The sequence below is a fragment of the Natronobiforma cellulositropha genome (assembly GCF_025629245.1).
Classification (GTDB): domain Archaea; phylum Halobacteriota; class Halobacteria; order Halobacteriales; family Natrialbaceae; genus Natronobiforma; species Natronobiforma cellulositropha.
The window spans coordinates 207,241-220,209 of sequence record NZ_JANZXN010000005.1; the positions used below are offsets into that span (position 1 = coordinate 207,241).

General features: G+C 66.5%; 13 protein-coding genes. 8 read left to right on the forward strand and 5 right to left on the reverse strand.

Annotated elements, in window-relative coordinates:
* Positions 1-77: 77 nt before the first annotated feature.
* The 6 genes from N0B15_RS02545 (at position 78) to N0B15_RS02570 (ending at position 7,633) form a co-directional block, all read left to right on the forward strand.
* Positions 78-1,829 (forward strand): histidine kinase N-terminal 7TM domain-containing protein, encoded by a 1,752-nt coding sequence (locus N0B15_RS02545; protein ID WP_263017809.1) that lies wholly within the window; start codon positions 78-80, stop codon positions 1,827-1,829.
* Between the two features lie 57 nt (positions 1,830-1,886).
* A complete protein-coding gene (gene mutL, locus N0B15_RS02550; protein WP_263017810.1) occupies positions 1,887-4,073 on the forward strand; it encodes a DNA mismatch repair endonuclease MutL in 2,187 nt (728 codons plus the stop codon).
* A 122-nt stretch (positions 4,074-4,195) separates the two neighbouring features.
* Positions 4,196-4,645, forward strand: a complete 450-nt coding sequence (locus N0B15_RS02555; RefSeq protein ID WP_263017811.1) for a universal stress protein — start codon at positions 4,196-4,198, stop codon at positions 4,643-4,645.
* 156 nt (positions 4,646-4,801) lie between these two features.
* The gene (gene kdgK1, locus N0B15_RS02560; RefSeq protein WP_263017812.1) at positions 4,802-5,755 is read left to right on the forward strand and encodes a bifunctional 2-dehydro-3-deoxygluconokinase/2-dehydro-3-deoxygalactonokinase; all 954 of its coding nucleotides are present in this window, start codon (positions 4,802-4,804) and stop codon (positions 5,753-5,755) included.
* Positions 5,756-5,852: 97 nt separating this feature from the next.
* Positions 5,853-7,043, forward strand: a complete 1,191-nt coding sequence (locus N0B15_RS02565; protein ID WP_263017814.1) for a PGF-CTERM sorting domain-containing protein — start codon at positions 5,853-5,855, stop codon at positions 7,041-7,043.
* A gap of 113 nt (positions 7,044-7,156) precedes the next feature.
* A complete protein-coding gene (locus N0B15_RS02570; protein WP_263017816.1) occupies positions 7,157-7,633 on the forward strand; it encodes an Hsp20/alpha crystallin family protein in 477 nt (158 codons plus the stop codon).
* Positions 7,634-7,679: 46 nt separating this feature from the next.
* On the opposite strand, the gene N0B15_RS02575 is transcribed toward N0B15_RS02570, so the two are convergent.
* The 5 genes from N0B15_RS02575 to N0B15_RS02595 all read right to left on the reverse strand — a co-directional run bounded on the left by N0B15_RS02575 (position 7,680) and on the right by N0B15_RS02595 (position 11,970).
* Entirely contained in the window at positions 7,680-8,417 is a 738-nt protein-coding gene (locus N0B15_RS02575; RefSeq protein ID WP_263017818.1) for a class I SAM-dependent methyltransferase, read from the reverse strand.
* Positions 8,418-8,535: 118 nt separating this feature from the next.
* A complete protein-coding gene (locus N0B15_RS02580; protein WP_263017819.1) occupies positions 8,536-8,766 on the reverse strand; it encodes a DUF1698 domain-containing protein in 231 nt (76 codons plus the stop codon).
* Between the two features lie 113 nt (positions 8,767-8,879).
* Complete coding sequence (locus N0B15_RS02585; RefSeq protein WP_263017821.1) at positions 8,880-10,193, reverse strand: ribonuclease catalytic domain-containing protein; 1,314 nt, start codon at positions 10,191-10,193, stop codon at positions 8,880-8,882.
* A 98-nt stretch (positions 10,194-10,291) separates the two neighbouring features.
* Positions 10,292-10,588, reverse strand: a complete 297-nt coding sequence (locus N0B15_RS02590; protein WP_263017822.1) for a DUF7562 family protein — start codon at positions 10,586-10,588, stop codon at positions 10,292-10,294.
* Positions 10,589-10,644: 56 nt separating this feature from the next.
* Positions 10,645-11,970, reverse strand: a complete 1,326-nt coding sequence (locus N0B15_RS02595) for a metallophosphoesterase (RefSeq protein ID WP_263017823.1) — start codon at positions 11,968-11,970, stop codon at positions 10,645-10,647.
* 147 nt (positions 11,971-12,117) lie between these two features.
* Between N0B15_RS02595 and N0B15_RS02600 the strand changes: the two genes are divergently transcribed.
* Together N0B15_RS02600 and N0B15_RS02605 are read left to right on the forward strand one after the other, a co-directional pair.
* Positions 12,118-12,597, forward strand: a complete 480-nt coding sequence (locus N0B15_RS02600; protein WP_263017824.1) for an RNA-binding protein — start codon at positions 12,118-12,120, stop codon at positions 12,595-12,597.
* A 93-nt stretch (positions 12,598-12,690) separates the two neighbouring features.
* Positions 12,691-12,894, forward strand: coding sequence for a hypothetical protein (locus tag N0B15_RS02605; RefSeq protein ID WP_263017825.1), 204 nt, complete (start codon positions 12,691-12,693; stop codon positions 12,892-12,894).
* The last annotated feature ends 75 nt before the right edge of the window (positions 12,895-12,969 follow it).

A 12,969-nucleotide genomic window follows, 5' to 3' on the forward strand; every position in this document is an offset into this window, starting at 1 on the left:
CTGCTCGCTTCGCTCGCTGAGGAAGGGTGCTTAGCGCCTCGATTCAGCTAAGTATGGCGCCGACGCACTCAGCGTGAATGGAGGGCGCCCCGCTGACCTGGCTTCGCCTCCTCCTCGCAGGAGCGCTCGTGATCACCCTCGTCGTCGGCGTCGCCGCCTGGCGGCGTCGCAGTGAGCCCGGCGCTCGAGCGCTCGTCGTCGTCTCGCTGGCGGCGTCGGTCTGGATCGGTGCCGACCTCGCGAACCTGCTGACGGCTTCGTTCGAGACGAGTCTCTACTGGCTGCGTCTCGCCTGGCTCGGCGTCGTCGCCGTCTCGCCTGCGGCGCTGGTGATGGTGCTCGAGTACACGGGGCGGGCGCACCTCGTCACCCGGCGGACGGTCGCCGCCCTCGCCGTCGTCCCGACGGTCACGTACGCGCTCGTGCTCACCAACGAGGGCCACGGCCTGATCTACCACACCATCGCCCCGTCGACGACACTCCCGTTCTGGTACGAGTACACCACGGGACCTGCGTTCTGGACCCACGTGCTCTACTCGTACACGCTCATCGGCGTGGCGGCGGTGCTCGTCCTGGGGCTGTTCGCCCACGGAGACGCCGTCTACCACAAACAGGCGACCGCCATGCTCGTCGGTCTCACCGCGCCGCTGGTCGCGAACCTCGCCTCGGTGGTCGGGCCGGTACCGGTCGACCTGACGGTCGTCGGACTGGCGGTGACGACCGTCGCCCTCGGCCTGGCGATCACCCGCTACCGACTCGTCGACGTCGTCCCCGTCGCCCGGACGACCGTCGAGGACAACATCACCGACGGCGTGTTCGTCGTCGATACACACGGCCGGGTCCGCAGCGCGAACGCTCGAGCCAAGGCCCTGTTCGGTCTCGAGGACGACGCACTCGCCGGAAGCCTCCTCGGGACGGTCGTCCCCGCCGCCGTCGCCGCCGCAGCCGAGACAGCGAGTAACGGATCGGACGCACTCGCCATTGAGACTCCAGACGGCGTTCGCTACGTCGTCGTCGACGCGACGCCGGTCTCCGACCGCCACGACGTACCCGTCGGCCGACTCGTCGTCGTCAGAGACGTCACCGACCGACGGCGCTACGAGCGCGAACTCGAGGCGCAGAACGAACGGCTCGAGGAGTTCGCGAGCGTCGTGAGCCACGACCTGCGCAATCCGCTCAACGTCGCGCAGGGTTACCTCGAGGTGGTACGGGCCGAACACGGTGACGACCCGGACATCGACGAGGTCGGCCGCGCGCTCGAACGGATGGAGACCATCATCGAGGACGTACTCACCCTCGCTCGCGACGGCCGGGCGGGCGAAGCGCGCGAGCGCCGTGGCGTCGAGACGCTGGCACGGGAGGCGTGGGCGAACGTCTCGACCGGCGACGCGACGCTCTCGGTGAGCGCCGGCCACGAGGTCGAAACCGCACCCTCTCAGCTGACACAGCTGTTCGAGAACCTCTTTCGGAACGCAGTCGAGCATAGCTCGACGAGCCCGCGACCGGCAGATCCTGCTGACAGAAGTGTCCACGTGCGCGTCGGCACACTCGAGGCGGACGGCCGACCGGTCGGGTTCTTCGTCGAAGACGACGGGCCGGGGATCGACCCCGAAGAGCGCGAGGCGGTGCTCGAGGCGGGCTATACGACCAGCGACGCGGGGACGGGACTCGGCTTACACATCGTCTCGAGCATCGTCGAGAGCCACGGCTGGAGCCTGGCGGTGACGGACGGACGCGACGGGGGCGCGCGGTTCGAAGTGCGCTACGAGCCGACAGCCGATGCAGCGGTACGTGTCGGCGACGCTGGCTCGGACCGTCTCGAGCGGTGAACACACTCATAGGCGTCGGTTGCCTATCGGGCGGTGAACCCGCGAGGGCGCGAGACGATGACAGGAGACACACCGATCAGGGAACTCGACGAACACACGGTCGCTCGCATCGCCGCTGGCGAGGTCGTCGAGCGGCCAGCCAGCGCCGTGAAGGAACTGCTCGAGAACGCCCTCGACGCCGGGGCGACGCGGATCGAGGTCGCCGTCGAGGCGGGCGGCACCGACGCGCTCAGGGTCACCGACGACGGCACCGGGATGAGCGAGACCGACGTTCGCGCCGCCGTCCGCCAGCACACGACGAGCAAGATCGAGAGCGTCGCCGACCTCGACGCCGGGGTCGAGACGCTCGGCTTTCGCGGCGAGGCGTTACACACCATCGGCTCGGTCTCGAAGCTGACGATCCGCACGCGAGCGCGCGGCAGCGAGACCGGAACGGAACTCGTCTACGAGGGCGGCGCGGTGACGAGCGTCGGCCCCACCGGCTGTCCAGAGGGGACGAGCGTCGAGGTCCGCGACCTCTTTTACAACACGCCCGCCCGCCGGAAGTTCCTCAAGACGACCGCGACCGAGTTCGCCCACGTCAACCGTATCGCGACCCGCTACGCGCTCGCGAACCCCGAGGTCGCCGTCTCGCTCAGCCACGACGGCCGCGAGGTGTTCGCGACGACCGGCCAGGGTGACCTCCAGGCGGCCGTCCTCGCCGTCTACGGCCGCGAGGTCGCCCGCGCGATGATCTCCGTGGAGGGCGCAGGAAACGGTGACGGAGACGGTCTCCCCGTCGGTCCGCTCGAGTCGGTCACCGGCGTCGTCTCCCATCCCGAGACGAACCGCTCGAGTCGCGAGTACCTCGCGACCTACGTCAACGGCCGGGCAGTCACCTCCGAGGCGATTCGCGAGGGGATCATGCGCGCCTACGACGGCCAGCTCGGCGACCGCTACCCGTTCGTCGTCCTCTTCCTCTCGGTGCCGGGCGACGCCGTCGACGTGAACGTCCACCCGCGCAAACGCGAGGTCCGCTTCGACGACGACGATGCGGTCAGACGCCAGGTCGAGGCGGCCGTGAGCGAGGCGCTCCTCGAGCACGGCCTGGTCCGCTCGAGCGCCCCGCGCGGCCGGTCGGCACCCGCGGAGACGGCGGTCGAGCCAACACGCGAGAAACGGGCCGAACGGGGTGAGGAGCGCTCGAGCGAGGCGAGCGACGCCACAGCGGACGGCGCGCAGCGAGCGGGCGCTAGCGAGGCGACACCATCGCGGACGCAGGCGGCGAGCGAATCCAGTGAAGTGCGCTCGAGTGAGGCGAGCGCTACGCTCGAGACGGACGCTCCCCGCTCGCGTGGCGTTCGTCCGTCCCCCACCCCGGACGACGAGCGAGCGAACCCGGCAGGTGAGGCGGGCGAGGCGGGCGCTGAACACGGGACGGAGCCGAGCGGCTCGGGCGGCGCCGAGACGAGTGAGCCGCGGGCGACGGAGCCGAGTGGAGCGGACGACGAGCGCTCGAGCGGGGCGGAAGAGGGGGAGACGGGCGGGGACCAGCGCCCGGGGACGCCGAGCGACGGGCGTGAGCGCGAGCGCGCGTTCAGCGCACGGACCGAACAGCGGACGCTCGCGGGCGAGTCGGCGACGGCAGAAACCGCGTTCGACTCGCTGCCGCGCCTGCGCGTCATCGGCCAGCTCCACGACACCTACCTCGTCTGTGAAACTAACGACGGACTCGCCCTGGTCGACCAGCACGCCGCCGACGAGCGGGTCAACTACGAGCGCCTGCGCGAGGCGTTCGCGGCCGACCCCTCGGCACAGGCGCTGGCCGCACCGGTCACCCTCGAGCTAACCGCCGTCGAAGCCGAGGCGTTCAGTCAGTACCGCGAGGCGCTCTCGAGGCTCGGCTTCTACGCCGACCGGGTCGACGAGCGGACGGTCGCGGTGACGACCGTCCCCGCCGTCCTCGAGAAGACGCTCGAGCCGGAGGCGCTCCGGGACGTCCTCGCCTCGTTCGTCGCGGGCGACCGAACGTCCGGAAGCGAGACGGTCGACGCGCTGGCCGACGAGTTCCTCGGCGACCTGGCGTGTTATCCCTCGATCACCGGCAACACCTCGCTCACCGAAGGGTCGGTCGTCGAGTTGCTCGAGGCGCTCGACGCCTGTGAGAACCCCTACGCCTGCCCGCACGGCCGTCCGGTGGTCGTCTCCATCGACGGCCGGGAGCTCGACGAGCGTTTCGAGCGCGACTATCCGGGCCACGGGTGAGGAGGACCGCGCCCCCAGTTTTCGATCGAGCACTTTCTTCCCACAGTTGTGCATAGATCAGACACCACAATCGGAGAAAGATATACAAACATCCTCTGAGAAGGTGTGTTCGTACACAGACGATGAGTCCAGACATCATTATTCCGACGGACGGGAGTGAGTGTGCGGAGAAGGCGTTCGACGTCGGGTTCGGTCTCGCCGAGAAACTCGGGGCGACGGTCCACGCAGTCGCCGTCGGCAACGTCAAACTCGCGGAAATCTCGTCGATCGGTGGCGGCGGGCCACGGACCAAAGAAGACGTGACCGAGATCGCCGCCGAGTGGGCCGACGATCTCGTCGAGGCGGCGGAGGCTCGAGGGCTCGAGGCGACGGCGGTCGTCAGAACCGGCGACCCGGCGGCCGAGATCGCCGCCTATGCGGCCGACCTCGACGCCGAGATGATCGTCATGGGAACCGCTGGGCGGTCGGGGTTCAAGCGGCGGATCCTCGGGAGCGTCGCGGACGAAGTCCTGCGGACGGCACCCGTCCCGGTGCTGACGGTCAGACCGGACGGGCAGGTCGACGCCGCCTGAGACAGGTCGGACCCGCGAACGGCTGTGCGTGACTCGAGTGCGTGGCGGTTCTCGGCGTCGGACGATGAGACGATTTATAGCACGACCCTCCGTTTAGCGAGGTATGAGCGAGACACGAGCGCACACACCTGACGGCTACTGGGGTGAACGCAGCCGATGAGCGACCTCGTCACCTTCGGCGAGACGATGTTACGGCTCTCGCCGCCGACGAACGAGCGAATCGAGGCGGCCAGAGAGTTCGAGGTCCGTGCAGCGGGAGCCGAGAGTAACGTCGCCATCGCCGCAGAGCGCCTCGGTGCGACTGCGACGTGGACGTCGAAACTGCCGGACTCGCCGCTTGGGCGACGGGTCGTCAGCGAACTCGAGGGCTACGGCATCGACACCGACGTCATCTGGAGCGAGGAGGGCCGCCAGGGGACGTACTACCTCGAGCACGCGGGCAAGCCTCGGGGAACGAACGTCATCTACGACCGGGCGGACGCCGCGGTGACGACGGCCAAGCCCGAGGAGTTCGACCTGAAGCTGATCCAGAACGCACGCGTCTGCTTCACCTCGGGGATCACGCCCGCGCTCTCGCCGACGCTCCGGGAGACGACCGGGAAGCTGCTCCAGGCGGCACAGAAGGCCGAGACGACGACCGCCTTCGACTTCAACTACCGGGCGAAGCTCTGGACGCCCGAGGAGGCTCGCGAGACGCTGACTCGACTGTTCCAGGTCATCGACGTGCTCATCATCAAGACGGCCGACGCCCAGACCGTCCTCGGCTTCGAGGGTGACCCGCGCCAGCTCGCGCACAAACTCGGCTCCCAGTTCGACTTCCGGACCGTCGTCGTCACCTGCGGCGAGCAGGGGGCGCTCGTCTGGCACGACAACGTCGTCCACGACCAGGACATCTACGAGACCGACACCGTCGATCCGATCGGTACCGGCGACGCGTTCACCGGCGCGTTCATCGCCCGGCGACTCTCCGGTGACGACGTTGCCCGCGCGCTCGAGTACGCCGCGGCGACGGCGGCGCTCAAACGGACGATTCCCGGCGACATCGCCCTGGTCACCAAAGACGAGGTCGACGACGTGGTCGCCGGTGGCGGCGCGGGAATCTCCCGGTAGCTCGGCTGACGGTATGTCGGCCGGCAGACACCTGCGAGGACGATTGGACGGATTTGCCAGAAAGCCTTCTTGAGGACGGCCGGAAGCCGCGAGTGTAATGAGATCAGTCACAACCGTTGCGTTGGTACTGCTCGTGGCGACCGGCGCGTTCGCCGCCGTCGCCGTCCCGGGGGCGGGGGCGTCGACTACCGCCGCGACCCAGGAGAACGACTCGAGTGCGTACGCTGGCACGCACGTCGCGTTCGAGGCGTCGGGAAACGCCGTCACTGACTACCGAGTCGGAGACGAGGTCGTCTTCGAGCGTCTCGCGGTCGAATCGCAGTCCTCCCACGAGAGCGCTGCGGGCATCGGCGCGGGAGCGAGTCTCGACGCCGTGGCGAACCTCGAGGGAGCAGGTCTCTCACTCGCCGCCCAGACCGAGACGCGCGCAGAGGTCGACATCGAAGGCTCGGCCTCGCTGGCGGCTCACGACACCGACCGGGGTATCCTGACGGTCCACGCGGGTTCTGAGAGCCAGTACGCCGAGATGAGTCTCGGCAGCGAGGCGAGCGCCAGCACCGACGGCGACGCCGTCGTCGTCGAGAGCGAGAGCCGAAGCGGGACCTTCCTCGTCGTCGGCGAGGGCGAGGTGACCGTCACCGACGAGGGCACCGTCACCGCCTCTCTCGAGAGCGAGTCGACGCTCGTCTTCCGCTCCTACGCCGACGGCGAGCGCAGCGACGACGACCGCGAGCAGGAGGCGCTGATCGCGAACGGCACTGCGACAGCCGAAGTGTACGCCGACGCACGCGACGGTGCGTTCGTCGCCGACATCGCGAACTACGGCGAAGACATCGCCGTCGAAACCGCCCAGGAGAGCGCACACCGCCTCGAGCTAACGGTCGAGCGCGCCCAGCACGAGGGGACGGTCGTCATCACGAGCGTCTCGGAGACCGCTATCGAAAACCGCGACGACCTCGCGGTGACCGTCGACGGCGAGGCCGCCGTCGAGGTCTCCTCCTACAGCGAGCTCGAGGGTGCGATCGGGAGCGACGAGTCCCGGTACATGGTCCAGCACGCGAGCGAGACGTCCGCCAGCGCCGACGTGCTGGTCGCGGTGAACCACTTCTCCGAGCGCACCGTGGCGATGGACTCGAGCGGGACGGAGAACGGCGGTGACGGTACGGGTGCGGACGATGGCGGTTCGGACGACGACAGTGGAATCGGCGACGCCGACGAAACGCCCGGTTTCGGCATCGTCGCCGCACTGGCCGCGGTGCTCGCCGCGGGTGTCCGTCTCCGTCGGTGAACGCCGGCAGCGAGAACAATCACGGATTGTGCCGGTATCGGGCACGAGAGGCGTGCTATCCAGTACCCAGGAACCTTTATATTTAATCGTGATCTATACTGGTTCGATCGACAATGAGATCGTTCGACGACATGAACCAGCTGTTTCGCGAGATGGACCGGATGTTCGAACAGATGCGCACCGCCTGGTGGAACGACCTCGAGACACCGCGTCTCGAGGCCGGTGTCGGGCACGCGACGGGCGAGGAGTACCCGGCCGTCCTCGAGGGAGTCGGCGCTGAGACGACCGTCAGTCTCGAGGACGAGGGAGACGCCTACGTCTTCGTGATGGACCTGCCCGGCTTCGAGAAGGAGGACATCGACCTCACCTTCGACGACGGCCTGCTCTCGGTCCGCGCCCACCGCGACGCCGAGGAGGGCGCCGAGACCCACCGGGCGACGCGCTCGCGCCGGGTCGCCAGAGGGGTGACGATCCCCAAAGAGATCGTGGTCGACGAAATTACGGCGAGCTACCACAACGGCGTCCTCGAGGTGACCCTCCCCATCGTCGACGGCCAGCAACACACCGGCCACCGAATCGACATCGAGTGAGCGCACCGGAGGCTGACCCGTCTACTACCACCCCATGTCAGTGACGTTATCGATCTGGTTTCGCATCAAACACGATCACGTGTGGGACCGTGCTCATCAGTTCTGGGACAAACGTTCCCCACGGGCCAGCGTCGTAGTCTTCTGGGTCCATGCTACCCGGTTCCTGGAGTTGGTCCACGACAAATCCGGCGTCCCGAAGCGCATTGAATACGTCACTGACTGTGTGACGACATAGTACCTGGTCAGCGTCCATTCCCTCGTAGGAAATTGTGTACTGCCCCGTGTCGAAGTAACTATCAGCTACCTTCTGTGTCTCTGGGTCGAGGATTTCGTAGAATGGGTGTGGCATTGAGAATACAAACCGCCCATCTGATCGAAGCACACGACGTGTTTCCCGGAAGCAGGCGTCGAGATCTGCAACCCACTGGAACACCCACGAATTACAGGCCACGTCGAACGAATCGTCTTCGAACATGCTCAGGTCCGTCACATCACCTTCGAGTAATGTTACGTCGACACCGTGTTCGTCTGCGAGCTGTCTTGCATGTTCGAGTTGTGTTTCCGAGAGATCGATTCCTGTGACGGTCGCGCCCTGCTTGGCGAGTCCAACTGCACACTGGCCACCGCCACATCCGAGTTCGAGTACGTCTGTTTCCTCTACGTCCTCGAGGAGCCGCACCTCACCGTTGTAGGGCCAACCCCAGTGCACACCCGCTCCGAGGTCAATTTCATCTTGAAAAATCGTCGCAATTTCTTCCCACCATTGCTTTATTCCATCTGTCATATCTGAGCCAATGATATGAATCGGTAGTAAGTTTTCTGGCCGTCTGAAGTGTGCTACCAGCCATCTGTCTGGATCTTGCGCGGTAATACTGATAATAAAGTGTGCTGCACATCAGCGGTCACTGTTTTCCCTGTATCTTGCACGGCGCTCCAAACATCATCTGAAAGAGGTAATTCCCGTTACCACAGCCAGCGTCGAGGACGCGCGCTCCCTCGAGATCCGGCAGGAGGTCGACGACAGTCGACCAGAGGACGTGTGCTCGAGCCGGGGCGTCGACGAACTCGTGCCACCGGTCGGTGAGGGCATCGTAGTGGGATTCGATCGCGGTCGCAGGGTCGCAGTCGTCCATACGTGAAACTGACAGGGAGAGACCAAGTAGACGGCGACGCCACCCAACAATTGCCAGACGGGCGGCGGTACGTTCGGAGGTGACTGACCCGGTATCGGTCACCGCGGGCCGTCTCAGCGGTCGGTTTCGGCCTCGTCTTCGACGACCTCGAGTCCGCGGTTGTTGACCGCCATCGGATCGAGTCCGACCTCCTGGAGGAAGCGTTTGTACTCGCGTTCACACTGTTCTGCGGCCTTCTGTTTGTCGCTGGCGCGGTCACAGAGCGTCACGAGGTTCACAGGGACGTCGTTCTGGTAGACGATCCAGTGGTTGATCAGGTCCGAGAGCCGCCTGATGGGACTCGTGAAGTGGCCATAGATTTCGAAGTTGAGCGCGTGGTGGCCGCCGAAGGGGTCGTCCATGTAGCGAGCCCGGGGCATCACCTTCATCACCGCCCACTGGATCTTATCGAGCTGGCGACCCGGAGCGGTCTCGAGCGTCGCGTTGACCGCCTTCCGGGGGTCCTCCCAGGTGTCGCCGGGGATGGAGACGCCATCTAAGTCCTGGATCTCCATCAGCGCCTTCGACCACTCGTCGGGTGTCGGCTGGGGGTGGACGCGGTACATCGCCGACACCCCACGGTTCCACATGAGTTCGTGGGTGACGGCCTTGTTCGCCTTCAGCATGCACTCTTCGATGATGGTGTGGGCGCGGTCGCGACTCGGATTGAGCACGAGCGAGCCGTCTTCCTTCCTGATCTCGTGCATCCGGTTGGCGACCTCGTAGACCAGCACGTTCTCCTCGTGTAGCGGCGCGTCCGGGTCGTCGAGGCGCGCCTCGGCCTGCGCGTAGGTGAGCCGTTCGTCGGACTCGATGATCGACTTGTAGATGTCGATGCTCTCGTAACTGAGCGTCTCCTTGTCCAGGTGCATCTCGACGGTGTGGGCGAAGCGCACCTCGTTCGGGACGAGCGAGCAGACCGACTCGGCGAGCACCGGCGGGAGCATGTGGATGGTGTACCCCGGCAGGTAGACGGTGTTGCCGCGTTCGATCGCTTCGGCCCACATCGCCGACTCCGGGTGGACGTAGTTCGTCACGTCCGCGATGTGCACCCAGAGGACGTACTCCTCTTCGCGCTCTTCGATCGAGAGCGCGTCGTCGAAGTCCTGGGCGTCGAGCGGATCGGTCGTCCACGTCGTCAGGTGGCGCAGGTCCTCGCGCTCGCCCTCCTCGATACCCGCTTCGATCTCCGCCTCGATGTCGGCGGTCCGCGCTGCAGCCTCCTCCATCACCTCCTCGGGAAACGCATCGCGGATCTCGAACTTCTCGAACAACTCCTCGCGCTTGTTCTCGAGGTGGCGCGCGAGTTCCTCACTGATCTCGACGGGTCCTTGCCCCGCCGCCGTCCCGGCCTCGGCCTGGGCGTCCGCCGCGTCGTCGTCGCTCATGCACTCCCTTTCGTGCGTCCCAATGAAAGACGTGTCGGGACTCGAGTGAACGGTCGCACCGAGCGAGCGGGCGAAAACCGGCAACCCACCACCCGACCTTACTCTCGACGGCGGCGTTCGATGGCCGTCTCCCAACAGTCCACACCCGCGAAGTACCGGGCGAGAAACTCCGGTTCACCACACTCACCGGCCCCGGCCTCGACGAGCAGCGACTCGAGGTCGGCAGCCGGGGTGCGAGACAGTTCGCGGTGACACGGCTTACACAGGTGCTCGAAAGACTTCCCTACCCGGTCCCACCGGTCGCCGAACTTGTCGTACTCGCGAGCCTCGGCCCGAGGCAGTGACGTCCCACAGGCGATACAGGTCACCGTCACACCTCGGCGGAAGGGCCACATGGGAGGGAATAGTCCGTGTACATACTTAGCACTGCGCGCGGGCAGGTGCAAGGTCCTCACTCGGGTTCGGTTACCTCCTCGGGTACCTCGAGTGGCCCGTCGGGATCGATTACCGTCCGTTTCGGAATCGGCTCGGGCGGCGGCGGACGGCGAGCCACCAGGCGTTCGAACCGCGAGAGGTCGCCCGGGTCTGCGGTCTGGACCTCCTCGTACTCGACGACGACCTGCCCGTCCTCGGCGAAGATGCGGACGGTGTTCAGCCGGTAGGACGGATAGTACACCCCCGGCAGGCGCGAGAAGTGTGTCTCGACGCGCTCGAGTTTCTTCAGCCAGGTCCCCGTGTTGACGACGAGCCGGTCACCCCAGCGGGTGAGCGACGCCCGGTGGGTGTGGCCGTAGACGAAGACGGCCACGTCCGGGTGGGTCTCGAAGACCTCGCGCGCCGCCGTCAGAAACGGCTCGTCGCCCTGGCCGACGTGGATGCCCGAGAGGACGACGCCGAAGCGCTCGAGCGTGTGACGCAGGTCGCGTCCGAAGAGCCACAGCGGAATCGCGAGCAGGGAGAGGACGACGATGGCGACGGTGTTGATCGCGACGACGAGTTCGAGAACGACCGAACCGATACCGAGCGCACGGACGACGGGATTGTCGGTGAAGAACCACGAGGGGATGATCCCTGCGACCTCGAGTACCGTCCCGACGAGGTAGAGGAGCGTGAGATTGAAGAACAACAACAGCGGGACGAGAATCGCACGAAACAGCGGCCGCATCTCCCGGTAGAAGTAGTTCGAGAGGAGCCAGCGGGACACCTCCTCCATCGGCGCGACCGACTGGATGTCCCGGAGCCAGTCACCCCGCGAGCGGCCGGAGTACTGCCCCGCCGCGTCGACGATCCGCTGGACGACGAAGTAGCCGACCGGCAGCGCTTCGGGATTTCCCCAGTCGGGCAGTCGGTTGTTCGCGTCGTGTTGTTGGCCGTGTTCGATCCAGATGCGGGCGTCGCCGACCCGGCGGGTGATCGAGACCACCGGCTCGAGTGTGACGTTGTACGCCGCCAGTCGGTCGACGTAGGAGGGGTAACACGCCAAGTCGTAGTCGTGGTTCCCCGGGATGAGCGTCACGTCGATCACCTCGCCCGTCGAGCGAAGCGCCTCGAACACCGCCGGGTGGTCGTCGATGACGCGCTCGAGTTTCGCCGTCCCGCTCACGTGGGCGTACTCCCAGAAGCCGAAGGCGTCGCCGTTGATGATCAACTCGACGTCGCCGCCGCGTGCTCTGAGGTCGTCGAGAAACTCGACGAACTCGGTCTCGAAGTCGAACACCGTGAGCTGATCGTCACCGCCGATGTGGAGGTCGCTGACGAAGACGTACTCGCGAGCCATCGAGGACGTGGAGTACCAGCCCCGGCGGGATAGTGGTTGGCCCGCAGTGCGCCCACGGAGAAGCGGACCCGAAACTCGGAACGCGGAGGCGCTGTCGGGAGTACGAAAATCTAGCCCATTAAATGCCCCGGGAGAATAGCTCCGGCCATGCAGGTCAAATCCCGACACCACCTCCGAAGCGACGCCGTCTCCGACCTCGAGGCGCGTCTCGAGTCGACGCTCGCGATCGAGGCCGACGGCGACGCCTACGAGCGCGTCGAGTTCGAAGCCTCCGACTGGGAGGTCGTCCTGATCGACGGCGAGCCACTGGTCGCCGCCTTCGGCGACGAACTGTTCCTGACGGTCCGCGGCGCGAACGAGTACGAACCCGAGCGTCGGCGCGTCGTCGTCGACGCCGGGGCCGTCTCCTTCGTCAGCAGCGGCGCGGACGTGATGCGCCCGGGGATCACCGAGGTGAGCGAGGACGTCTCGGCGGGCGACCTCGTCGTCATCGCCGAGGAGTCACACGGGAAGGTCCTCGCCGTCGGGCGCGCCCGCGTCGACGCCGACGAGATGCTCGGCGACGAGGGGAAAGTCGTCGACTCGCTGCACTACGTCGGCGACGACCTCTACGGCTTCTCCGGGTGAGCGCCCCCGGGGCGAGTACACGAAGAGCCGAGCGGTGTGGCTCGAGCGGTCAGTCGGGAACACACTTTTGTGATCCGTCACGAAAGGTGTGGTATGGACTTTCGGAATCCGGCCGTCCGCTGGGGTATGGGTATCGCGAGCGGTGCGATGATCGCGGCGATCGCTGTCTTCTTCCTCGAAGGCACGATGCAGCTGCTCGTCCTGGGAATCGCGGTCGTCGACGCGCTGACGACGCCGTGGGTCCTCGAGCAGGCCATCGAGGGCGAGGCGGGGGAAGACGCGGCCGGAGCGGCCTAGCCCCTGAGTCAGGTCGACCCCCGCCACAGACGGTGTGCGTCCGCTCGCGGCCCCTGCGTCTGACGTAAGAACTAT